This window comes from Streptomyces sp. NPDC050625 (genome assembly GCF_040654755.1).
GTDB lineage: Bacteria > Actinomycetota > Actinomycetes > Streptomycetales > Streptomycetaceae > Streptomyces.
On record NZ_JBFAIQ010000006.1, the window covers coordinates 456,090 to 477,574 of the forward strand.

A 21,485-nucleotide genomic window follows, 5' to 3' on the forward strand; every position below is an offset into this window, starting at 1 on the left:
CCCGGTCCCCGGGATCGCACAGGCCCCGCTGATCGCCCCCTTATCCCGCACTGAGCCGGGCCCAGGCACACTGGGAGCATGACGACTGGTGCTCCGACCTCTTCGCCCTCCACCCGGCCCCGGCGCTCGCGGCTGCGCAGGTTCCTGCCGCTGGGCGTGGCCGCGTGGCTGGTGCTGGAGATCTGGCTGCTGACCCTGGTCGCGAACGCGGCGGGCGGCCTCACGGTGTTCCTGCTCCTGCTCGCGGGCTTCGTCGCCGGCTCCGTGGTCATCAAGCGGGCCGGCCGACGCGCGTTCAAGAGCCTCAACGAGGCGCTGCAGCGCGGCGGCTCCCCGGAGCGCGGCGGTGGCAACGGCTTCATGATGCTCGGCGGCCTGCTGCTGATGATCCCCGGCCTGATCTCCGACGCGGCCGGTCTGCTGCTGCTGATCCCCCCGGTGCAGAAGGGGCTGAGCAGCTACGCGGAGCGCACCTTCGACCGCAGACTCCGCCGGGCCGCCCCCGGCTCGCTGGGCGACGCCTTCCAGCAGGCCCGCATCCACCGCCCCGACGGCAAGATCGTCCAGGGCGAGGTCATCAGGACCGACGGGGACGAGCCGGGCGACACGGCATGGGAGCAGCGCCCGCCGCTGACGAGCTGAGTTCTCCGGCTCCGGTCGGCGGCCACCCACCACACAGCCGCAGGAAAGAACGAAAAACCGCGGGCGCCGTACGTCGACTTCACGTACGGCGCCCGCGGTTACTCACGTGCGCTGTTGTCGCGGCCCAAGCCCCGCAGGGACTACGCGCTCTTGCGGCTGTCCCGAGGGTGAACCGCGATGTTCATCGCCCCGGAGCGGAGCACCGCAAGGCGCTCCTCGAGGACCTCTTCGAGTTCCTCGCGGGTCCGCCGCTCCATCAGCATGTCCCAATGCGTACGCGCGGGCTTGGCCTTCTTCTCCTCAGGGCCATCGCCGTCCACGAGGAGTGCCTGGGCACCGCAGACCTTGCACTCCCACTCCGGCGGGATCTCCGCCTCGACCGAGAAGGGCATCTCGAAGCGGTGCCCCTTCTCGCATGCGTACTCCACGGCCTGGCGCGGGGCCAGGTCGATGCCGCGGTCCGTCTCGTAGCTGGTCACCACGAGGCGCGTACCGCGAAGAGCTCGCTCACTCATGAATCGTGCCTCCCGGGCTTGTCGCCCACAGGACAGGTGTCGCTGTCGTCGTCATCCGGTCAACGTCCGGTCGGCGGTAAAGATTCCCGTTCCGTGTCCCGTTCCGGGTCATGCGTCGCCGTCGTAGCCGCCCCTTGTTGTACCCACCGGCGCCCGGTTTGTCACATCTGCTAGCAGATGTCACCCAGCGTTTCGGCACCTTTGACGCGCAGTAACGGTACGCCTGGCAGGCCAAACGCGTACACTACCGCCCTTTCGTGTTGAGCGCTAAATCAGTACTAGATCCTTTCCGGAACCGGGTTGCCCGCGCCCTCGATCGCCCGCCGTACCGGAACCCGCGCGAGCAGCGCGAACCCGATGACGAAGAACGCCACCAGCGAGATGATCGCAGAGCGATAGCTGCCGGTCAGCTGGTACGTCACCCCGAACAGAAGCGGGCCCAGCCAGCTCATGCCCCGATCGCTCATCTCGTAAGCGGAGAAGTACTCGGCTTCCTTGCCGGGCGGGACCAGATGCGAGAAGAGTGACCGGGACAACGCCTGGCTGCCGCCCAGCACCAGCCCGATCCCGGCGGCCAGCACGAAGAACCAGACCGGGGCCCCGGCGGGCAGGAAGTACCCGGCCCCCAGCGTGACCGTCCAGGCGACCAGCGATCCGAGGATCGTGCGCTTCGCGCCGTAGGTCCGGGCCAGCCGCCCCATCGTCAGCGCGCCCGCCACCGCGAGCACCTGCACCAGGAGTACGGCCCCGATGAGCGTCGACTGCCCGAGCCCCAGCTCCTCGGAGCCGTAGACCGATGCCTGGGAGATCACCGTCTGGATGCCGTCGTTGTAGATGAGGTACGCGAGCAGGAAGGCGAGCGTCAGCGGATGCCGGCGCATGTCGCGGACGGTCGCGACGAGTTGCCGCAGTCCGGCGGAGGTGGCCCCCGCCTCTGCCCCCGCACCCGCTTCCACACCCGCTCCCGTCGCCGTCGCTGTCGCCGTCGAGCGGCGGTCGCGCAGCCGTCGCAGCGGTACGAGCGTGAAGGCGCCCCACCACAGGCCGGCCGCGGCCAGGCAGATGCGGACCGCCGTCGTCTCGGAGACGCCGAAGCTGTCGTGCGCCGAGTACAGGACGAGGTTGGCGACCAGGACCAGGGAGCCCGCGGCGTAGCCGAAGGCCCAGCCCCGCGAGGAGACCGCGTCGCGCTCCTCGGGCGGGGCGATCTGCGGCAGGTAGGCGTTGTAGAGCATCATCGCCACGGACTGCGCCGCGTTCGCGACGATCAGCAGCAGCCCGCCCAGCAGATACCGGTCGCCGTCGAGGAAGAACATGCCGGTCGTCGCCGCGGCGCCGGTGTACGCGGCCGCCGCGAGCAGCGGCTTCTTACGGCCGCTGCGGTCCGCCGCGCTGCCCACCAGGGGCATCACCACGACCGCCAGGATCACCGACAGGGACACCGAATAGGCGAAGAAGGAACCCGCCCGGACCGGGATGCCCAGCGGATGCACGAAGCCGTCCGCGTCCGCCGCCGATTCGGCCACCGATGTGAGATAGGGGCCGAGGAACACGGTCAGCACGCTCGTCGAGTAGACGGAGCAGGCCCAGTCGTAGAAATACCAGCCGCGCTGCTCGCGCCGCCGTTCGCCGGCCTCGTCGGCCGCCCCCACCCGCACGGTCTCGGTGCTCACCCGTGCCCTCGCTTCCCCGCAGAAGTGCCGTGCGAAGGCTCGTGCCGTGCCCCGGGGCGCTCAGACCCAGACGCCCCGGTCCTCCATGACCTTGCGCAACGTGTCGATGTGATCGGTCATGATGCCATCGACTCCCAGGTCGAGCAGTCGGTGCATCCGCTCGGGTTCGTTGATCGTCCAGACATGGACCTGCAGCCCGAGCGCATGGGCCGCGCGTACGAAGCGGTGGTCGACCACCGGGACGCCCGACTGCGACTCGGGCACCTGTGCGGCGACCGCCGACCGGCGCACCGCGGCGGGCAGCCCCCAGGAGCGCAGCCGCAGGCTGAGCACCCCGCGGACACCGAACGACGTGGCGAGGCGCGGCCCGGCCAGCCGCTGGGCGCGCAGCACACGCGCCTCGGAGAAGGAGCCCACGCACACCCGGTCCCAGGCGTCGGTGCGCTCGATCAGCTCCAGCAGGGGCCGCAGGGCCGGTTCCGCCTTGGCGTCCACGTTCCAGCGCACGTCCGGGAAGGTCTCCAGCAGCTCCTCGAAGAGCGGCACCGGCTCGCGCCCCGCCACGCGCGCGTGCCGTATGTCGTCCCAGGGGAGGTCACCGATCCGGCCCGCCCCGTCGGTGACCCGGTCGAGGGTGTCGTCGTGGAAGGCGACCAGCTTGCCGTCGGCGGTGGCGTGGACATCGGTCTCGATGTAGCGGTAGCCGAGTTCGACCGCGCGCCGGAACTGCGCCACGGTGTTCTCCAGGCCGTCGGCGGCCCCGCCCCTATGGGCGAAGGGAATGGGGCCGGGATGGTCGAGGTACGGGTGGCGTATGAGCGTGGTCACGGACGCAGTATCACCCTTTCGGGTGTACCGCTGGCAACGACCGCACTGCCTTCCGATGCCGACGGGACCACGAAGACCCGCAGGAACAGCTGGGCCAGCGGGCCGATGGACAGCGCGTACAGCAGCGTGCCGACATTGACGTTCCCGCCGAGCGCGAAGCCGGTGACCACGACCGCCATCTCGATCCCGGTCCGCATCAGCCGGACGGAACGGCCCGTACGGCGGTGCAGCCCCGTCATCAGGCCGTCGCGCGGGCCCGGGCCGAGGCCGGCCGAGATGTAGAGGCCGGTCGCCGCGCCGTTGAGCACGACTCCGGCGAGCAGCAGGGGAATCCGCACCGCCAGGGAGTGCGCCTCGGGCAGCAGGGCGAGCGTGCCGTCCATGGCGATGCCGACGACGAAGACATTGGAGACGGTGCCGATCCCCGGGCGCTGGCGCAGCGGGATCCACAGGAGCAGCACCGCCGCACCCACGACGATCGACACGACGCCGATGGTCAGCCCCGTGAGCTCGGCGAGCCCCTGGTGCAGCACGTTCCAGGGCTCCAGGCCCAGGCCCGCCTCGACGAGAAGGGCGGAACTCGCGCCGTACAGCGCGAGCCCCGCATACAACTGGATCAACCGTCGCCCGAGACGGCCCTGTGTGGACAAGACGTGCCCCCTGGTGTGGTGGTAGTGGCCTGACGCATGACACCCTGTGGCTTGCGAAGGAACGGCATCCATGGCCAATTCGGGGAAGGTGGACTGATCTTCATGGCGCAGTGGACCTCGGCGGTGGGTGCCGCGCAGCTCGGCCGGTTGCTCACCTCCCAGCAGGAGCGCCCGGCGGGCCCCGGCACCCGCCGCCCGCCCGCCTACCGCGCGCTCGCCGACGGCATCCGGCTGCTCGTGCTGGAGGGCCGGGTGCCGGTGGCCGCCCGGCTGCCCGCCGAGCGGGAGCTGGCGCTCGCCCTCTCCGTGAGCCGCACCACGGTCGCGGCGGCCTACGAGGCACTGCGCACCGAGGGCTTCCTGGAATCACGGCGCGGCGCCGGCAGCTGGACGGCCGTACCCGCCGGGAACCCGCTGCCCGCGCGGGGTCTTGAGCCGCTGCCGCCCGAGGCGCTGGGCTCCGTCATCGACCTGGGCTGCGCCGCGCTGCCCGCCCCCGAACCCTGGCTCACCCGGGCCGTGCAGGGCGCGCTGGAGGAGCTGCCGCCGTACGCCCACACCCATGGCGACTACCCGGCCGGACTGCCGGCCCTCCGCGCGATGATCGCCGAGCGCTACACCGCGCGCGGGATCTCCACCATGCCCGAGCAGATCATGGTGACCACCGGGGCGATGGGCGCCATCGACGCGATCTGCCATCTCTTCGCGGGCCGCGGCGAGCGCATCGCCGTCGAGTCCCCTTCCTACGCCAACATCCTCCAGCTGATGAGGGAGGCGGGCGCCCGGCTGGTGCCGGTCGCGATGGCCGAGGGGCTGTCCGGCTGGGACATGGACCGCTGGCGGCAGGTGCTGCGGGACGCCGCGCCCCGGATCGCCTATGTCGTCGCCGACTTCCACAACCCCACCGGGGCGCTGGCGGACGAGGACCAGCGGCGCCGGCTGGTGGACGCGGCCCGCTCGGCGGGCACGGTGCTCGTCGCCGACGAGACGATGAGCGAACTGTGGCTGGACGAGGAGTTCGCGAGCGGACCGATGCCGCGCCCGGTGTGCAGTTTCGACCCGGCGGGCTCCACGGTGATCACGGTCGGCTCGGCGAGCAAGGCCTTCTGGGCGGGCATGCGCATCGGCTGGGTGCGCGCGGCACCGGATGTGATCCGCAGCCTGGTCGCCGCGCGCGCCTATGCCGACCTGGGCACCCCCGTACTGGAGCAGCTGGCCGTGAACTGGCTGTTCAGCACGGGCGGCTGGGAGCAGGCGGTCGACCTGCGGCGCGGTCAGGCCCGTGAGAACCGGGACGCGCTGGTGGCGGCGGTACGGCGGGAACTGCCCGGCTGGGAGTTCGAGGTGCCCCAGGGCGGCCTGACGCTGTGGGTGCGCGCGGGCGGTCTGTCGGGCTCGCGGCTCGCGGAGGCCGGGGAACGGGTCGGGGTCCGTGTCCCGTCCGGCCCCCGCTTCGGGGTCGACGGCGCCTTCGAGGGGTATGTGCGCCTGCCGTTCACCGTGGGGGGAGCGGTGGCCGAGGAGGCGGCGGCGCGCCTGGCCGCGGCGGCCCGGCTGGTCGAGGCCGGGGCGACCGGCGGGACCGAGCCACCGCGGACGTTCGTCGCGTAGGTCTGCGCGGTCAGGCCTGCTCGGCGGCCACGGCCTCCACCGGCACCGGCTCGGCCCCGGTCTCCACCGGCCGCGTGGGCTCGGCGTCCGCCGGCGTCGTGCGTGCGGGCAGCAGCGCCAGCACCGCCTGACGGTCGGCGTCGCTCGCGGCGTCGTCGTACGGGTCGGGGGTGGACGGGACCTGGAGCCGGTGGACGGGCCCGTTGCCCAGACGGGCATAGCCGCGCCCCGGCGGGACATGGGTGAGCGGCGTCGTGTGCGGCGGCGCCCCGAGCACCGCCTCCAGCTGCTCCGGCGCGGCCGGGCCCAGCACGACCCGCGCGCGCGTGTGCTGCCGTACCGCCTCGCTCAGCGCGTCAGCGCTGTCGAAGTGCTCGGCCACGACGACGGTCACATGGGCCGCACGGCCGTGCCGCAGCGGAACCTGGAGCAGGGCCTGCGGGTCCTTGCGGCCGTCCGCGGCGGCGAGGTGGCTGAAGACGCTGGGGCGGTCCAGCAGGATCCACAGCGGCCGCTTGGCGTCGTCCGGTGTCGGCTGTCCCGCCTGCCGGGCCCTGTTCGCCGCGATGAGCCGTCGCTCCGTCTCGTGCGCGGCCCACTCCAGGCTGGCCTGTGCCCCGGTGAGTCCGCACTCGACGGCCAGGACCCCGTTCCGGCCGGTGAGGCAGGCGTACTCGCCGGTGCTGCCGCCCTCGACGATCAGTACGTCGCCGTGCTGGAGCGCCTGGAGGGCGACACAGCGCAGGAGCGTCGAGGCGCCGCTGCCGGGCTGGCCGACGACCAGCAGATGCGGCTCGGTGGAGCGGATGCCGGTGCGCCAGACGACGGGCGGGACGTCGCGCTGTTCCTCGCCGTAGTCGAGGGGAAGCGTGCGCTGGACCTCGGAGGGATCGGTGAAGCCGAGCACGGTTTCGCCGGGCGCGGTGACGAAGTGCTGGGCGGCGATGTCGGTGGGCAGCGGAGCGAGGACGGTGACGGTGAGCTGGTTGCCCTCCTCGTCCCAGGCGAAGTGGTACTCGCGGCCGCGTCCGGCCTTCGCGGCGAGCAGATGCTCGATGCGCGCGCGGGCCTCGGCCTCCCCGTCCGGGAAGTACGCCGGGTAGCGGATGACGAGGTGGGACACCCGTCCCGCGTCGTCGAACTCGGTGGCGGAGAAGGACTTCTCCCACTCCCCGCCGTGGGTGTACTGCGGTGCCGGGTCGTCGGGGTGCGAGAAGTAGGGCACCAGCGCCTCGTACAGCGACGTCAGCCGCTGCACCTGGGACTCGTCGGGGCCCTCGGGCTCGGGCTCGGCCCGCCCCCGGCCCTGCCAGGCTGCCGCCGCCATCAGCGTGATGACGGCGAGCAGCGGTCCGTACGGCATCAGTGCCACGACCAGGACGATCGAGGCCGCCAGGAACAGCAGCGGCCCCCGTTTGTCCTTGGGCGTGTCCGCCCATTTGCGCCGCCCGGCCGTGGCCAGCCGGCGCAGTCCGCGGGTGACGGTGATCAGCGGATGGAGGACGTCGGTGGCACTGTCGGCCGCCGTCCGGGCCAGCTCCCGGCTCCGGGCGATCTGTGCGCTGCCGTTGCTCAGGATGCGGGGGAGGGGGCGCCGGGCCACTGCTGTCTCCTGTTGGTGCGTACGGGCGTGAGGGGCGGCGTCAGAACTTGATGCCGCCGAGCAGGCTCGCCAGGCTCTCGCCGCCTGCCTTGATGCTCGGGGCGATGGCCGTACTGGCGAGGTAGAACCCGAACAGTGATGAGACACAGGCGTGCGATGCCTTGAGGCCGTCCTTCCGGAAGAAGAGAAAGACGATGATGCCGAGCAGGACGACGCCTGACATGGAGAGGATCATTTGAGGTCTCCTGGTGTCGAGGGGGGACAGTCACCATGAGTTCTTCCAGGATCACAGCATGTATCCATACGACAAAAGGTGCAACTGGGTGGTTTTCGCCCGTTTTCCCTCTCTTGGTGGAACGATCCGGCCCGCTGGAGCAGCGCTCATGGCCTCGGACGACCGGATCCATGGCGTCCGATGACCGGCACTCTTGCGTCCGGCGGCCTTCGCGGTGATCTTTACCTCGGGCAGAACGGGTCATGTGCCGCGGAAGCCAGTACGCTGGCGATTCACTCGTACGGCCGCAATCGCTCGCTGCCGTACGCTCCCTCAGTCCCGAAGCGCACAGGAAAGGCGGTCCGTCCGATGACACAAGCCCCCGACCCCGAGGTCGTGGAGCTGGCGACCAAGATCTTCGATCTGGCCCGCCAGGGCCGGACCGAGGCGCTCGTGGCGTACGTCGACGCGGGCGTTCCGGCCAGCCTCACCAATGACCGTGGGGACTGTCTGGTGATGCTCGCCGCGTACCACGGTCACGCCGACGCGGTGCGCGAACTGCTTGCCCGGGGCGCCGACGCGGACCGGGTGAACGACCGGGGTCAAACCCCGCTCGCCGGTGCGGTGTTCAAGGGCGAACAAGAAGTGATCAAGGCTCTTCTCGAAGGCGGCGCCGACCCCACCACGGGTACTCCGTCGGCCATCGACACTGCGCGTATGTTCGACAAGAAGGAACTCCTGGAATTGTTCGGCGCACAGTGATCCGAACGTCCTGATCAGGTACGACACACAAAACGGGGGAGGCGGTAAAGGGCCGCCGGAAATACGGTCGCGGCAGGAGAAACCCGCGAGTCATCATGACGTCGTGATTCACGGACGCGATGGCTGGGCAGGTGTTGCCGCACCACGCGGACCGTGATGCGGTCCGCATGGGCCACTGACGAGAGGCAGAGAGAAATGGTCAGCAGCAAGCAGAAGACGGCGGGCGCCCCGACGTTGTGTCACGCGGCCAGGTAGTGCGTGTTCCCCGGTTGCGTCGACGCTTGATGTGAGGCTGTTTCCCATGTTCGATCCGGTCATAGCGCCCAGCGGTACGCTGCTCGGCCTGCTCCAGCGGGGCCGCGGTGACGGCACGCTGCACGCGCTCACCGCCCCGCGTGCCGAGGCGCTCGCGGCACTGCACCACTGTGTGCTCCGCGACCCCCGCCACGACTGGCAGGTGGAGAACCGCTCCCTCTACTACGCCCGGCTCTACCTCGACCTCGACGGAGAGCTGGACGCCATCGAGGCCCACCTCTTCGACCCCGAGGACGTGCTCGACTCCGAAGAGTCCCGCACCGGCCTCGCGCTCGCCGTCCTCGGCCACCTCGCCTCGTACGGCAGGCGGGACGCTCTCGACCTGCTGCGCAGGTACGCCGCCATCGGTTCCAACTGGGCCTGGGCCCTGGACGAACTCGCCCTGCGGGACGACGACGCGGGCCTGCGCGCCCTCGCCGCACCCGTGCTGGCCCGCTTCGCCACCGACCCGGAGGGCGAGGCCGAGCTGGCCGTGGCCGTGCGGGACGCCTTCGAGCCCCGGCCCTGGCGGCTGTGGGCCGAGGATTCGCGCGAGTCCGTCGCCACACGCGTGCGTGCCGCCCAGGAGGCCGGCTGCTTCGACCGCTGGCAACGCCAGATGCGACCGAGCGGGCCCCGTCCGGGGTGGAGCGTGCAGGCGGTGTTCGAATGGGCCCAGCAGGGCGTCGAACGCGGTGCGGCCCTCCATGTCCCGGCCGCCCGCTGCCTCGTCGCCGTTGCCGGCCCCGAGGACCGGCCGGAGATCGTCCGGGCCGCCCGGGAGGGCGACGAGGGCGCCCGGTGTACCGCCTTGCGGTACTTGGCCGACAGCAACGACCGCGACGCCCTCGACCTGATCGAGGCCGCGGTGACCGACGGCACGACACCCGTCGTGGAGGCCGCCGTCGACGCCTTCGAGCGGATGCGCAGCATTGCCGCCGTCGACCGGGCCCGCGGCTGGGCCCACCGGCCCGACGCCCTCGGCGCCGCCGCCGGACGCATGCTCGCCTGCCGCGGCGGAACCCAGGACAGCGACCTCGTCCTCGGCGCGCTCCGCGAGGCCGTACGGGGCGAGGGCCCCGACGCGCCGACCCTGTGGACCCTCGTCGAAGGCACCGGACGCCTCGGCATCGTCTGTGCGGCGCCTGTTCTGCGCCATATTTATCGCGAGACGGCCTCGTCGCACCTGCGCGGCCGCGCCGCCCGCGCCCTGGCCGCCACCGACCCCTCGTTCCCCGCGGGCTTCGCCGTCGAATGCCTCTGGGACTGCGAGGAGACCACCCGCGAAGTCGCCGCCCGGCACGCCGAGACCGGCGACGCCCGGGTCGTCGAACAACTGCGCCGGCTGGCCGCGGATCCGGCCGAGGAGGACGAGGTCCAGACAGCCGTACGCAGTCGGATCACGCCCGACGGGCCGGTCTCGTGAACACGAGGTGACTCGCGGGTCAGGAGGGCATGGACACGGTCTGACCTGCTCGGGTGTGCAGCGCAACGCTCATGGGACGTTTGTCGTCCGGAAAGATCCACGTTGACGCGGCCACGTCCAGTGCGGCGAGAACACGGGTATGCGTGTCGTCATCGTGACCGAATCCTTTCCCCCCGATGTGAACGGCGTGGCCCACTGCGCGCTCCAGACCGCCCGGCACCTCGTCGACCGCGGTCACGCTCCCCTCGTCGTCGCCCCGGCCCCCGCTCCCGGGAACAAGCCCGACGCCTCGGCGCCGTGCCCCGTCGTCCATGTCCCCTCCCTCCCGCTCCCGGGCTACCCCCAGGTCCGCGTCGCCCTGCCCAGCAGGCGCCTCGCGGCGGCACTCATCGAGCACCGCGCCGATGTCGTGCACCTGGCCAGCCCGTTCATCCTCGGCGTCCGCGGCATGGCCGCCGCCGCCCGGCTCGGTGTCCCCGCCGTGGCCGTCTACCAGACCGATCTGGCCGGATACGCCCGTACCTACGTGGGCGCCGGCGAGGCGGCGGCCTGGCGGCGCATCCGCTCCGTCCACTCCGCCGCCGACCGCACCCTCGCCCCCTCCAGCGCGGCCATGCACGACCTGGAGGCGCACGGTGTGCCCCGGGTCAGGCTGTGGGCGCGCGGTGTGGACACCGTCCGCTTCCGTCCCGACCACCGTGACGAAGCGCTGCGGCGCGAACTCGCCCCGAACGGCGAGCTGATCGTCGGCTACGTCGGCCGGCTCGCCCCCGAGAAGCAGGTCGAACTCCTGGCCGGTGTCTGCGGCCTGGAGGGCGTGCGGGTCGTGGTGGTGGGCGACGGACCCAGCCAGGAGCACCTGACCGAGGCCCTGCCCGGCGCGGTCTTCCTGGGGCGCCGCACCGGCAACGAACTCGCCCGGATCTTCGCCTCGCTGGACGTCTTCGCGCACACCGGTCCCTTCGAGACCTTCTGCCAGACCGTCCAGGAGGCCATGGCCAGCGGCGTGCCGGTGGTCGCCCCGGCCGCCGGCGGCCCGCTCGACCTGGTCGACCACGGCCGCACCGGGTTCCTGGTGCCGCCGCGCGACGCGGACGCCGTACGGGACGCCGTACGGGCCCTGGCCGCCGACCCGGTGCTGCGTGCCGACTTCGGAGCCACCGCGCGGGCCACGGTCGAGGGCCGCACCTGGTCCGCCGTCGGCGACCAGCTGATCTCCCACTACGACGATGTGCTCGCCGGGCGCCGGGCGGTGGTGGCGGCATGACCACCGACTCCCTGCGCATCGTGCGGCTCGCCAACTTCGTCGCCCCCGCCTCGGGCGGTCTGCGCACCGCGCTGCGTGAGCTGGGCAAGGGCTTTCGCACCGCCGGCCACGAGCCGGTGCTGATCGTGCCGGGCGAGCGGCACACCGACCAGGACACCGAGCAGGGCCGGGTCATCACCCTGCCCGGCCCGCTGCTGCCGGGCACCGGTGGCTACCGCGTCCTCACCGACAAGCGGCGCGTCGCCGCCCTCCTGGAGGAACTGGGCCCGGACCGCCTGGAGGTCTCGGACCGGACGACGCTGCGCTGGACCGGCAGGTGGGCCCGGCGGGCCCGGGTCCCCGCCGTGATGGTGTCCCACGAGACCGCCGACGGCGTGCTGCGCACCTGGGGCCTGCCGGAGAACCTGTCCCGCCGGGCCGCCGACTCCCTCAACATCCGTACGGCCCACACGTACTCGCGGGTCGTGTGCACCACGGAGTTCGCCGAGCGCGAGTTCGTGCGGATCGGCGCGCGCAACGTCGTACGGGCTCCGCTGGGCGTCGATCTGATGGAGCGGCACCCCGCCCTGCGGGACCCGGGCCTGCGCGCCCGGCACGCGCGCCCGGACGAGGCGCTGCTGGTGATGTGCTCCCGGCTGTCCGTGGAGAAGCGGCCGGGCACCGCGCTCGACGCTCTGGACGCGCTGCTGCGGCGCGGGCGGCGGGCGGTGCTCGTGGTGGCCGGGGACGGACCGCTGCGGGCGCGCCTGGAACAGCGGGCGCGCGAGCGCGGGCTGCCGATCACCTTCCTCGGGCATGTGTCCGACCGGGGTGCCCTGGGCGCCCTCCAGGCCTCCGCCGACGTGTCCCTGGCGCCCGGGCCGGCCGAGACCTTCGGGCTCGCCGCCCTGGAGGCCATGGCGTGCGGTACGCCGGTGGTGGCGAGCGCGTCGTCCGCGCTGCCCGAGGTGATCGGGTCCGCGGGCGCCACGGCGGCCGACCACGGCGAGGCCTTCGCCGACGCGATCGAGACGCTCCTGGAGCGGGCCGAGCCCGGGCGCCGGGAGTCGGCACGCGCGCGGGCGGAGTGCTTCGGGTGGGGAACGGCGGTGGAGGCGTTCCTCGCGGCGCACGACGCGCCGGTGCTGTCCCGTGGTGCGGGTGAGGGCACGGAAGGGCAGCACAGCCCGGCACCGTCCCGGCGCGTCGTCCCGGAGGGCGTCGTATGAGACCCGTCCGCTTCGTGGCCCTCGGTGACTCGCTGACCGAGGGCGTGGGCGACCCCGCCGGCGACGGATGGCGCGGCTGGGCCGCACTGCTGGCCGGCGGGCTCTCGGAGAACCGGGTCGAGTTCACCAACCTCGCGGTCAGCGGGGCCCAGACGCGCGACGTCCTGGAGCGCCAGACCCCGGCCGGACTGGAGCTCGGCCCGGACGTCGTGTCCGTCGTCATCGGCGTCAACGACACCCTGCGCTGCACCTTCGACATCCACGCGGTGGCCGCGCGGCTCGACAAGGTCTACGCGGCCTTCACCAGGCAGGGCGCGGTCCTGCTCACGGCCTGCCTGCCCGACCCCGGCGCGATGCTGGGGCTCCCGGGCGCCCTCGCCCGACCGCTGGCCCGGCGGCAGCGGGCCGTCAACGCGGTCGTGCACGCGCTGTCCGACCGCTACGGCGCCGTCCACCTGCACGCCTCGGAGGGCCTCTGGCTCACCGACCGCGCCATGTGGAGCGCGGACCGGCTCCACCCCGGCGAGCGCGGCCACCGGCAACTGGCCCTGCGCTTCCACGCGCTGCTCGCCGACGCGGGCTTCGCGACCGGGACCACGCCCTCGCCCGAGCCGGAGTTCGCGGCACCCACCAGGTCGGCGAGCCTGTGGTGGCTGGCCACCGCCGGCACCGCCTGGGTGGCCAGGCGGTGCACCGACCTGCTGCCGCAGCTGCTGAGGCTGGCCGCCGACGAGATGCGGCACCGCGCGCGGGGCACCAGCGCCCGCCTCGACCTGCGGACCTCCGCCGCGGTCTCGGCCGCGCTGGCCGCCCTGTCCGTCGCGGAGCAGCCGGACGCGGCATGACGGCTCAACGGCGGCGTACGGCCACGAAGCGGACCGGGGTGCCCGGCACCGCCTGTGCTGCCGCCGGGAGGTCGGCGGCGCGGACCACCGCGATCACCGGGTAACCCCCGGTGGTCGGGTGGTCCGCGAGGAAGACCACCGGGCGGCCGTCCGGCGGCACCTGGACCGCGCCCAGCACCATGCCCTCACTGGGGAGTTCGCCGGGAACGGCCCGCTCCAGCGCGGGCCCCTCCGTGCGCAGCCCGATGCGGTTGCTCGCCGACGACACCCGGTACGCGCGCGTGGTGAAGTCGCGAACGGCCCGTGGCGTGAACCAGTCGTCGCGCGGACCCGGCGTCACGCGCAGGACGAGTTCGGCCGGTGGCCGAGGCTGCGGGGCGACGTCCACGCGCGCGTGCGAACCGGTGGGAGTGCCCAGCGGCAGCACCGCGCCGTCCGTGAGCGGCGCCGGGCCGAGGCCGGACAGCAGATCCGTGGAACGGCTGCCGAGGACCGGCTCGACGGCGATGCCGCCGGAGACGCTCACATAGCCGCGCACCCCGGCGACGGCCGTGCCCACCTCCAGCACCTCCCCGCCCGGCACCACGACCGGGGCGCCCCAGGCGACCGGCCGCCCGCCAACCATGACGGGGCACGGGGCGCCCCCGACCGCCACGGTTACCGTCGAACGGGGCCGTACGGCGCAGCCGTTGAGGGTCGTCTCCAGGACGGCGGCGTCGGGCGGGTTGCCGACCAGCCGGTTGACGAGCGCCGCGGCGGGTGCGTCGAGCGCTCCGGAACGGGGCACACCGAGGTGGGCGTACCCGGGCCGCCCGCTGTCCTGCACGGTGGTCAGCGCACCGGCCCGTACGACGACGAGCGCGCGGTCGGTCATGCGTCGTCCGCCGGTACGAAGGCATCCGCTGGTACGAAGTCGCCCGCCGGTATGAAACGGACACGCGTCCCCGGTGACAGCAGCGCGGCCGGCACGCGCGCGTGGTCCCACAGGACCGCGTCCGTCGTCCCGATCAGCTGCCAGCCGCCCGGCGACGAACGCGGATACACACCCGTGTACGGGCCGGCGAGCGCCACGGCCCCGACCGGCACGGCGGTACGCGGAGTGGCCCGGCGTGGCACGTCGTAGCGGTCCGGGAGACCGGTGAGGTAGCCGAAGCCGGGCGCGAAACCGCAGAAGGCGACGGTGAATTCGGTGGCGGCGTGGATGCGGGCCACCTCCTGCTCGGACACCTTCCAGTGCGCGGCGACCTCGGCCAGGTCCGGGCCGTCGTAACGCACGGGGAGCTCGATCGCCGCACGCGCGCGTGGAGGTGTGGGCGGTACTTCGGAGGCGGTCAGTTCGGATGCCCAACGGACCGGGTCGTCGAGGCCGTCGAGGAGGACCGTACGGGCCGCCGGGACTATCTCGCGGACCGCCAGGGAGCCCTCCGCGCGCCGGCGCAGCAGTTCCGCGTGCAACGCCTGGGCCTGCGCGCCGGACGACACCTCGACGAGCAGCCCGCTGTCGCCGACGGGCAGGGCCCTCATGCGAAGGCCTCCACCCGGACGCCCGCCTCCACCAGCCGCGCGCGCACGCGGCGGGCCAGCTCCACGGCACCCGGAGTGTCCCCGTGCAGACACAGCGAGCGGGCGCGCACCTCGATGCGTGTGCCGGACTGAGCGTTGACAGCGCCGGAGCGCGCCAGATCCACCGAGCGCTCGACGACCGCCTCCGGGTCGCTGACCACCGAGCCGTCCTGCCCGCGCGGCACGAGCGTCCCCTCGTCGGTGTACGCACGGTCCGCGAACGCCTCCGCGACGGCCGGCAGCCCCGCCTTCTGAGCCAGCTCCAGCAGGCGCGAGCCGGGCAGCCCGAGGACGGGGAGCGAGGCGCCCGCCAGGAGCACGCCGTCGATCACCGCCCGGGCCTGCTCCTCGTCGTGCACGACCCGGTTGTAGAGCGCGCCGTGCGGCTTCACATAGGCCACGCACGCGCCCGCCGCGCGCGCGAAGACCTCCAGGGCACCGATCTGGTACGCCACTTCGGCCGCCAGCTCGGCGGGCGGCACCTCCATCGCGCGCCGCCCGAACCCCGCCAGGTCCCGGTAGGAGACCTGCGCGCCGATCGTCACACCTCGCTCGGCCGCCAGCTCGCACACCCGGCGCATGGTGGCCGCGTCCCCGGCGTGGAAGCCGCAGGCCACGTTGGCGCTGGTGACGACGGACAGCAGCTGTTCGTCGTCGGTCAGCCGCCAGCGGCCGAAGCCCTCGCCGAGGTCGGCGTTCAGATCGATCGCGGTCATGGAACCGTGTGCCTCCGGTCTTCGTGTCGTGCTGTCAGGCGACGCGGTACTGCTCGTCGCGGGCGTCCGTGAGGAACATCTGGCCGGGCGCGTGGGTGAGGGCGAACGGCGTACGCGAGGCCATCACCGCCGCCTGGGGCGTCACCCCGCAGGCCCAGAACACCGGGATGTCGTCCGGTCCGGCAGCCACGGGGTCGCCGAAGTCGGGGCTGCCGAGGTCGTCGATGCCGAGCGCCGAAGGGTCGCCGCAGTGCACGGGGCTGCCGTGCACCGCCGGGAACAGGCTGCTCTCCCGGATCGCGGTGGCCAGGTGCTCCGGTGGCACCGGACGCATGGACACCACCATGGGCCCGCTCAGCCGCCCCGCGGGACGGCACTGCCGGCCGGTCACATACATCGGGACGTTGCGGCCCTGCTCGACATGGCGGATCGGGACGCCCGACCCGGCGAGTGCCCACTCGAAGGTGAAGCTGCAGCCGATCAGGAACGACACCAGGTCGTCGCGCCAGTGGGCCAGCACGTCCGTCGGTTCGTCCACCAGCTCCCCGTCCCGCCACACCCGGTAGCGGGGCAGATCGGTGCGCAGGTCCGCCCCCTCGGCCAGGACCGTGGTCCAGGAACCGGCGTCCGTGACATCCAGGAGCGGACAGGGCTTGGGGTTGCGCTGGCAGAACAGCAGCATGTCGTAGGCCCAGTCGGCGGGCACCGAGATGAGGTTGGCCTGGGTGTGGCCCGCCGCGATCCCGGCCGTGGGTCCCGCCAGGCCCGCCCGGAAGCGGGCCCGCGCGGTTTTCGCGCTCCACGCGTGCGCGTGCTCGTCGACAAGGGTCAGGGGACGGTCCTGCGTACGGTCCACCGCGGTCACGCCAGTTCCTTCCCGCGCGTCTCCGGCAGCCCGAGGAGCGCCAGGGCCGCGATGCCGTATCCGATCGCACCGAAGACCAGCGCGCCGCCCACGCCCCAGCTGTCGGCCAGGAAGCCCACCAGGGTCGGGAAGACGGCACCCACCGCGCGGCCGGTGTTGTAGGTGAAGCCCTGCCCGGTGCCGCGGACCGCCGTCGGGTACAGCTCGCTCAGGAAGGACCCGAAGCCGCTGAAGATCGCCGACATGCAGAACCCGAGCGGGAAGCCCAGCACGAGCAGCAGGGTGTTGGCGCCCTGGGGGATGTTCGCGTACGCCAGGATGCACAGGGCCGAGAGCAGCGCGAAGAGCCAGATGTTGCGGCGGCGGCCCAGTCGGTCGGTGAGGTAGCCGCCGGTCAGATAGCCGAGGAAGGCGCCCGAGATCAGGAAGGTCAGATAGCCGCCGGTGCCGACGACGGACAGGCCGCGCTCCGTCTTGAGATACGTCGGCACCCAGGTCGCCAGGGTGTAGTAGCCGCCCTGGACGCCGGTCGAGAGCAGGCCCGCGAAGACCGTCGTGCGCAGCAGACCCGGGGACTCCGCCGTGCCCGGCCGGAAGATCGCGGTGAACGAGCCCCGCTGTGCGCTCTGTTCGCGGGCGGCCGTCGCCTCCGGGGCGTCGTGCACCCGGCGGCGCAGCCAAACCACCAGCAGCGCGGGCAGCGCGCCGGTCCAGAACATGATGCGCCAGGCCAGGTCGTCGCCGGCGAAGGAGAAGACCAGGGTGTAGACGACGGCGGCCAGTCCCCAGCCCACGGCCCATGAACTCTGGATCGCGCCGAGCGTACGACCCCGGTGCTTCGCGCTCGCGTACTCGGCGACCAGGATCGCGCCGACCGCCCACTCGCCGCCGAAACCGAGCCCCTGGAGGGCGCGGAACACCAGCAGGGTCTCGTAGTCGGGCGCGAAGCCGCACGCCACGGTGAACACCGCGTAGGTGATCACGGTGATCATCAGCGCCCTGACCCGGCCGACCCGGTCCGCGAACACGCCCGCCACGGCCCCGCCGATCGCGGAGACCACCAGGGTGACGGTGGTGAACAGACCGGTCTGGCCGCTGTCCAGACCGAAGTACGCCGCCAGCGCGACCATGCTCAGCGGCAGGGTGAAGTAGTCATAGGAATCCAGGGCATATCCGCCGAAAGCGCCCGCGAAGGCGCGGCGGCCACCGGGGCCGAGGGCGCGCAGCCAGCCCAACGCGCCGTCGTCGGGGCCGTGTTCACCCCTGTCGTGCCGGGTGCCGGAGGACAGGGCCTGGGGTGGAGGGGTCGAGCTCATGAGCACCTCGCAGATGAGGGACGGAGGGTGCGGGAACTGAGCCGTGCCGTGAGTCGAGCGGTGGAGAAGCCGTGCCGTGCGGAGCACCGTAGAGGATCGTTCAACGATCCTTCAATACCCATGTTGTTTCGTCCTTGTGTCTGCGGTTGAATTCCGGGCATGGCAGAGCAGCTGACGGGACTGGCCGACGACCGCGCCCTCCTGGGCCGTACCAGCACCGCCGAGCGGGTCTCGGACATCCTCAGAAGCCGCATCGCGGATGGCTATTTCCCGCCGGGGACCCGGCTGTCGGAGGACAGCATCGGAGGGGCGCTCGGCGTCTCCCGCAACACCCTGCGCGAGGCGTTCCGGCTGCTCACCCACGAGCGCCTGCTCGTCCACGAACTCAACCGGGGCGTCTTCGTCCGGGTCCTGACCGTCGAGGACGTCGAGGACATCTACCGCACCCGCGCCCTCGTCGAGTGCGCCGTCGTACGCGGGCTGGGCGAGCCGCCGTACGTCCTGGACGGGCCGGCCTCGGCGGTGACGGAGGGACAGGTGGCCGCCGTCGAGAATGACTGGAAAGGACTGGGTACGGCCAACATCCACTTCCACCGGGAACTGGTCGCCCTGGCCGGCAGCGAACGCACCGACGAACTGATGCGCAGCGTCTTCGCCGAGCTGCGGCTGGCCTTCCACGTCGTGGACGACCCGCGCCGGCTGCACGAGCCCTACCTCGCCCGCAACCGCCTGATCCTCCAGGCGCTCCAGGCGGGGGACCGGCGCGAGGCGGAGAAGCTCCTGGAGACCTATCTCGCGGACTCGCTCGAACGGGTCGTCGAGGTGTACAGGAGGCGGGTCGGGGAGGACGTGCGGGGCGACGGCTGACGGCCCGGCCGGGGTGAGCGCCGAGGTCGTCTCGTGCTGCTGTGACGGCGGTCGCTTCTGCGCCGTTTGGGTCGTTGTCAGACCGAGGACCTAGTCTGTGCACCGTGACTTCGCCTGCATCGACGGACAGCGTTCCGCCCCAGTTCAGCGCGGGGCCGCGCCCGGCTCCGGGCCCGGCCGCCGACGAGGGACTGGCGCGGCGGCTGCGCGCGCTCGCCTGCACGGCGCCGCTGCACGACCTCGACGCGCGCAAGGCGAACCTGGCGGGCGAGTACTCGGTGTACGGCATGGCGGAGGTGGCCCTCGCCGCCATCGACCTCGTCACGCTCAACATGGACTTCGACACCGGCGCCGACCACGAGCAGATAGTGGCCAGGCTCATCCCGCGCATCGCCGCCCAGGCCCCGCGGCGGCCCGTCGCCGAGCACGAGCGAGTGGCCCGCTGGGTCCTGGAGAACCTGATCAACGTCGGCAGCGTCGACCGCGGCTTCCGGGCCGTGTACGGCACGTTCGCGCCGGACGGGACCTATGTCCGCCGTGACTACGACTTCAAGCTGATCGAGGAGGTCCCCGGCCCCGGCGGCACCGTCTATCTGCGGACGACGGACGAGGCGGTCAACGTCCTGGTCGGCGCGCTCGACACCGACGTCACCAGCGCCCAGATCGCCGCCGAGGTCAAGCTGGAGGTCCTGATCAACCGCGGCCGTCTCGCCGACGCCCAGCTCGCCGCGGAGCAGGCCAGGTACCGGACCGTGCAGTACTCGGAGACCCTGCGTCGGGCCCTGGAGGCGACCCGGCGCAACGTCCGGGCCGTGGACTGGCTCAACGCCGTTCCGGACATGATCGCCGAGGCCCTGGACCACGTCGCCGACCGCTATCGCCACGAGAACGCCATCCTCACCAACATCCGCAAGGCCCGCGACGAGACCGAGGACCCCGAGCACAAGCGCCGCGCCGCCGAACTGGTCGACATCGTCAAGGACTGCATCCGACGGCACACACAGCTGCAGTCCCGGCTGCTGGAGGCGGGCCCCCTGTTCCGCGCCGAGCAGGACCGGCAGGCCTTCGCCACGCCCATGACGACCTCGGGGATAGACCTCTACGGCCACCTCGTCGCGCCGGTGCTGCCCCTGCCCCTGGAGCAGGCGATCCGGGTCACGGACGCCTTCTTCGCGCGCGGAACCGGGCTGCGCACGCCCGCTTCGGTACGGGTCGCGGACCTCGTCGACCTGCTCCTTACACCGCCGGTGGAACGGGAGCACCTGGGCGTGGAGATGCCCGAGCCCGACCTCATCGCCACGCCGGACGACAGCCGGTTCAGCGACGATCAGCTGGCGGCCGCGAAGGAATTGCTGGATCTGCCCGCGGACGCGCCGAGAAGACTGTCCGGACTGCTCGCCGAGGCGCGCCGGCAGGACCCCGACCTCCCGTACCTGGTGGCGCTGCTCGCGGTGCACGCGGCCAGCCCGGCGGTCGGCACGGCATACCGGCAGGGCGAGGAGAAGCTGCTGTTCGCCGTGGACGACGGCACCGAGCTGGACGATCCCGAGTTCGGCGGCGCCGACCTCATCGTCGGCACCGCCCTGCTGGACGCCGCGGGGATGGCGGCGGACCGGACGGAGGCGGCGTGAACGGAGCCGCCCGACGTACGTACGAGTGTGAGAGCAACAAGGAGCTGGAGCCGTGACCGAGCACGTCGACTGGAGCGAGCCCGAGCCTGCCGCCGCACCGGCCGGCGCCGCCGTCACGCCCGCCGACGCCGCCGACGCGGCGCGGCTCGTCGCCTTCGGACTCCAGCCCAAGCTGCAGCCCGCGCGCGACCAGGAGTACACCGAACTGCTGCGCCGGTACCGCGAGGACCCGCCCTTCGCGCGGCTCGCGGACGCCGTCGCCGCCGGGCTCGGACTCATCGTGCTGGAAGTGTCCCCGCGCGCGGGGATGGCCGTGACGGCCGCCGAGGACTCGGTGTTCGCCGTGCGCATGGGTGACTACGCGCGTCGCGCGTCCACCGACGCCGGGGACCGGTTCCTGCACGGACTCGCCCATCTCGCCGTCGCCGCCCTGGCGTTCCCGCGCCCCGAGGACCTCGCCGACGACGGGTACATCGGCCGGATCACCGTCAACGGCGTCGACGCCTTCGTCCGGCAGGCCTGCCGGCGCCTGGAGGAACGGGCCGACGAACGGGGCGAGAACACCGACCCGGCCACCGACGCGCCCGGTCTGGAGACCGCCTGGCGGATCTGGGCCAGACGCAGCGCGGCCGGCGCCACCAAGGACGCGCGCCGGCTGGCCGGTTCGACGACCGGCATCGTCGGCAAGGCGGCTGCGTTCCTCACCGACTCGGGGTTCCTGCAGCGCACGGGCGACGACAACGGCGGCACCTACCGCACGACGGCCCGCTACCAGCTCCAGGTGCGCGACATGGCAGGCAGCGCCGCGCTGGCCGAACTCCTCGACCTGGGCGTCGTCCCGGTCACCGACGGCACCGCGAGCCTGCTGCCCGCCGAGAACACCGAGGATCTGGAGCTCGTCGCCGAGGCCGGGCTGCCGTTCCACTCCTGAGGCTCGCGCGGCACCGAAGCCGCCGAAGCCTCCGAACCGTCCGAACCCACCGTTCCTT

The 21,485-nt window shown here is 72.7% G+C and carries 21 protein-coding genes; 10 read left to right on the top strand and 11 right to left on the bottom strand.

Annotated features, from left to right (window positions below; genetic code table 11):
- Positions 1-78: 78 nt before the first annotated feature.
- The gene (gene fxsA, locus AB0I54_RS17795; RefSeq protein ID WP_363296904.1) at positions 79-642 is read left to right on the top strand and encodes an FxsA family membrane protein; all 564 of its coding nucleotides are present in this window, start codon (positions 79-81) and stop codon (positions 640-642) included.
- 140 nt (positions 643-782) lie between these two features.
- On the opposite strand, the gene AB0I54_RS17800 is transcribed toward fxsA, so the two are convergent.
- The 4 genes from AB0I54_RS17800 to AB0I54_RS17815 all read right to left on the bottom strand — a co-directional run bounded on the left by AB0I54_RS17800 (position 783) and on the right by AB0I54_RS17815 (position 4,308).
- Positions 783-1,157, bottom strand: a complete 375-nt coding sequence (locus AB0I54_RS17800) for an RNA polymerase-binding protein RbpA (RefSeq protein WP_003977404.1) — start codon at positions 1,155-1,157, stop codon at positions 783-785.
- A gap of 278 nt (positions 1,158-1,435) precedes the next feature.
- The gene (locus tag AB0I54_RS17805) at positions 1,436-2,830 is read right to left on the bottom strand and encodes an MFS transporter (protein WP_363296905.1); all 1,395 of its coding nucleotides are present in this window, start codon (positions 2,828-2,830) and stop codon (positions 1,436-1,438) included.
- Between the two features lie 60 nt (positions 2,831-2,890).
- Positions 2,891-3,658, bottom strand: a complete 768-nt coding sequence (locus AB0I54_RS17810) for a glycerophosphodiester phosphodiesterase (RefSeq protein WP_363296906.1) — start codon at positions 3,656-3,658, stop codon at positions 2,891-2,893.
- Complete coding sequence (locus tag AB0I54_RS17815; RefSeq protein WP_363296907.1) at positions 3,655-4,308, bottom strand: hypothetical protein; 654 nt, start codon at positions 4,306-4,308, stop codon at positions 3,655-3,657. The genes AB0I54_RS17810 and AB0I54_RS17815 overlap by 4 nt, the downstream gene beginning before the upstream one ends.
- A gap of 102 nt (positions 4,309-4,410) precedes the next feature.
- Between AB0I54_RS17815 and AB0I54_RS17820 the strand changes: the two genes are divergently transcribed.
- Positions 4,411-5,919 (top strand): PLP-dependent aminotransferase family protein, encoded by a 1,509-nt coding sequence (locus AB0I54_RS17820; RefSeq protein ID WP_363296908.1) that lies wholly within the window; start codon positions 4,411-4,413, stop codon positions 5,917-5,919.
- A gap of 10 nt (positions 5,920-5,929) precedes the next feature.
- Here AB0I54_RS17820 and AB0I54_RS17825 read toward each other — a convergent pair whose 3' ends face one another.
- Positions 5,930-7,522 (bottom strand): hypothetical protein, encoded by a 1,593-nt coding sequence (locus AB0I54_RS17825; protein WP_363296909.1) that lies wholly within the window; start codon positions 7,520-7,522, stop codon positions 5,930-5,932.
- Between the two features lie 40 nt (positions 7,523-7,562).
- Positions 7,563-7,757: a hypothetical protein gene (locus AB0I54_RS17830; protein ID WP_235455802.1), complete on the bottom strand. Its 195-nt coding sequence runs from the start codon at positions 7,755-7,757 to the stop codon at positions 7,563-7,565.
- A gap of 348 nt (positions 7,758-8,105) precedes the next feature.
- On the opposite strand from AB0I54_RS17830, the gene AB0I54_RS17835 reads away from it, so the two are divergent.
- The 5 genes from AB0I54_RS17835 (at position 8,106) to AB0I54_RS17855 (ending at position 13,538) form a co-directional block, all read left to right on the top strand.
- Entirely contained in the window at positions 8,106-8,498 is a 393-nt protein-coding gene (locus AB0I54_RS17835) for an ankyrin repeat domain-containing protein (protein ID WP_363296910.1), read from the top strand.
- Positions 8,499-8,799: 301 nt separating this feature from the next.
- The gene (locus AB0I54_RS17840) at positions 8,800-10,218 is read left to right on the top strand and encodes a HEAT repeat domain-containing protein (RefSeq protein WP_363296911.1); all 1,419 of its coding nucleotides are present in this window, start codon (positions 8,800-8,802) and stop codon (positions 10,216-10,218) included.
- Between the two features lie 139 nt (positions 10,219-10,357).
- Positions 10,358-11,485, top strand: a complete 1,128-nt coding sequence (locus tag AB0I54_RS17845; protein ID WP_363296912.1) for a glycosyltransferase family 1 protein — start codon at positions 10,358-10,360, stop codon at positions 11,483-11,485.
- Positions 11,482-12,693, top strand: coding sequence for a glycosyltransferase (locus AB0I54_RS17850; protein WP_363296913.1), 1,212 nt, complete (start codon positions 11,482-11,484; stop codon positions 12,691-12,693). The genes AB0I54_RS17845 and AB0I54_RS17850 overlap by 4 nt, the downstream gene beginning before the upstream one ends.
- A complete protein-coding gene (locus tag AB0I54_RS17855; protein WP_363296914.1) occupies positions 12,690-13,538 on the top strand; it encodes an SGNH/GDSL hydrolase family protein in 849 nt (282 codons plus the stop codon). Before AB0I54_RS17850 ends, AB0I54_RS17855 begins: the two co-directional genes overlap by 4 nt.
- A 4-nt stretch (positions 13,539-13,542) precedes the next feature.
- Here AB0I54_RS17855 and AB0I54_RS17860 read toward each other — a convergent pair whose 3' ends face one another.
- From AB0I54_RS17860 to AB0I54_RS17880, 5 genes are read right to left on the bottom strand one after another with little or no spacing between them, the layout of a single operon-like run.
- Complete coding sequence (locus AB0I54_RS17860) at positions 13,543-14,412, bottom strand: biotin-dependent carboxyltransferase family protein (protein WP_363296915.1); 870 nt, start codon at positions 14,410-14,412, stop codon at positions 13,543-13,545.
- On the bottom strand, positions 14,409-15,062 hold the full coding sequence (locus AB0I54_RS17865) for an allophanate hydrolase subunit 1 (RefSeq protein WP_363296916.1): 654 nt from the start codon (positions 15,060-15,062) through the stop codon (positions 14,409-14,411). The genes AB0I54_RS17860 and AB0I54_RS17865 overlap by 4 nt, the downstream gene beginning before the upstream one ends.
- Entirely contained in the window at positions 15,059-15,817 is a 759-nt protein-coding gene (locus tag AB0I54_RS17870; RefSeq protein ID WP_363296917.1) for a 5-oxoprolinase subunit PxpA, read from the bottom strand. The genes AB0I54_RS17865 and AB0I54_RS17870 overlap by 4 nt, the downstream gene beginning before the upstream one ends.
- 34 nt (positions 15,818-15,851) lie before the next feature.
- On the bottom strand, positions 15,852-16,673 hold the full coding sequence (locus AB0I54_RS17875; RefSeq protein WP_363296958.1) for a putative hydro-lyase: 822 nt from the start codon (positions 16,671-16,673) through the stop codon (positions 15,852-15,854).
- A 5-nt stretch (positions 16,674-16,678) separates the two neighbouring features.
- Positions 16,679-17,998, bottom strand: coding sequence for an MFS transporter (locus tag AB0I54_RS17880; RefSeq protein WP_363296918.1), 1,320 nt, complete (start codon positions 17,996-17,998; stop codon positions 16,679-16,681).
- Between the two features lie 159 nt (positions 17,999-18,157).
- Between AB0I54_RS17880 and AB0I54_RS17885 the strand changes: the two genes are divergently transcribed.
- The 3 genes from AB0I54_RS17885 to AB0I54_RS17895 all read left to right on the top strand — a co-directional run bounded on the left by AB0I54_RS17885 (position 18,158) and on the right by AB0I54_RS17895 (position 21,427).
- Positions 18,158-18,865 (top strand): GntR family transcriptional regulator, encoded by a 708-nt coding sequence (locus AB0I54_RS17885; protein ID WP_263206442.1) that lies wholly within the window; start codon positions 18,158-18,160, stop codon positions 18,863-18,865.
- Between the two features lie 104 nt (positions 18,866-18,969).
- Positions 18,970-20,496 (top strand): hypothetical protein, encoded by a 1,527-nt coding sequence (locus AB0I54_RS17890; RefSeq protein ID WP_363296919.1) that lies wholly within the window; start codon positions 18,970-18,972, stop codon positions 20,494-20,496.
- Between the two features lie 52 nt (positions 20,497-20,548).
- On the top strand, positions 20,549-21,427 hold the full coding sequence (locus AB0I54_RS17895; RefSeq protein ID WP_363296920.1) for a hypothetical protein: 879 nt from the start codon (positions 20,549-20,551) through the stop codon (positions 21,425-21,427).
- Positions 21,428-21,485 lie beyond the last annotated feature (58 nt).

Excerpts from the sequence above, each read along its gene's own strand:
- fxsA (WP_363296904.1), top strand. The coding sequence starts at position 79 with ATGACGACTGGTGCTCCGACCTCTTCGCCCTCCACCCGGCCCCGGCGC.
- AB0I54_RS17800 (WP_003977404.1), bottom strand. The coding sequence starts at position 1,157 with ATGAGTGAGCGAGCTCTTCGCGGTACGCGCCTCGTGGTGACCAGCTAC.
- AB0I54_RS17820 (WP_363296908.1), top strand. The coding sequence starts at position 4,411 with ATGGCGCAGTGGACCTCGGCGGTGGGTGCCGCGCAGCTCGGCCGGTTG.
- AB0I54_RS17830 (WP_235455802.1), bottom strand. The coding sequence starts at position 7,757 with ATGATCCTCTCCATGTCAGGCGTCGTCCTGCTCGGCATCATCGTCTTT.
- AB0I54_RS17835 (WP_363296910.1), top strand. The coding sequence starts at position 8,106 with ATGACACAAGCCCCCGACCCCGAGGTCGTGGAGCTGGCGACCAAGATC.
- AB0I54_RS17840 (WP_363296911.1), top strand. The coding sequence starts at position 8,800 with ATGTTCGATCCGGTCATAGCGCCCAGCGGTACGCTGCTCGGCCTGCTC.
- AB0I54_RS17845 (WP_363296912.1), top strand. The coding sequence starts at position 10,358 with ATGCGTGTCGTCATCGTGACCGAATCCTTTCCCCCCGATGTGAACGGC.
- AB0I54_RS17850 (WP_363296913.1), top strand. The coding sequence starts at position 11,482 with ATGACCACCGACTCCCTGCGCATCGTGCGGCTCGCCAACTTCGTCGCC.
- AB0I54_RS17855 (WP_363296914.1), top strand. The coding sequence starts at position 12,690 with ATGAGACCCGTCCGCTTCGTGGCCCTCGGTGACTCGCTGACCGAGGGC.
- AB0I54_RS17860 (WP_363296915.1), bottom strand. The coding sequence starts at position 14,412 with ATGACCGACCGCGCGCTCGTCGTCGTACGGGCCGGTGCGCTGACCACC.
- AB0I54_RS17865 (WP_363296916.1), bottom strand. The coding sequence starts at position 15,062 with ATGAGGGCCCTGCCCGTCGGCGACAGCGGGCTGCTCGTCGAGGTGTCG.
- AB0I54_RS17870 (WP_363296917.1), bottom strand. The coding sequence starts at position 15,817 with ATGACCGCGATCGATCTGAACGCCGACCTCGGCGAGGGCTTCGGCCGC.
- AB0I54_RS17880 (WP_363296918.1), bottom strand. The coding sequence starts at position 17,998 with ATGAGCTCGACCCCTCCACCCCAGGCCCTGTCCTCCGGCACCCGGCAC.
- AB0I54_RS17885 (WP_263206442.1), top strand. The coding sequence starts at position 18,158 with ATGGCAGAGCAGCTGACGGGACTGGCCGACGACCGCGCCCTCCTGGGC.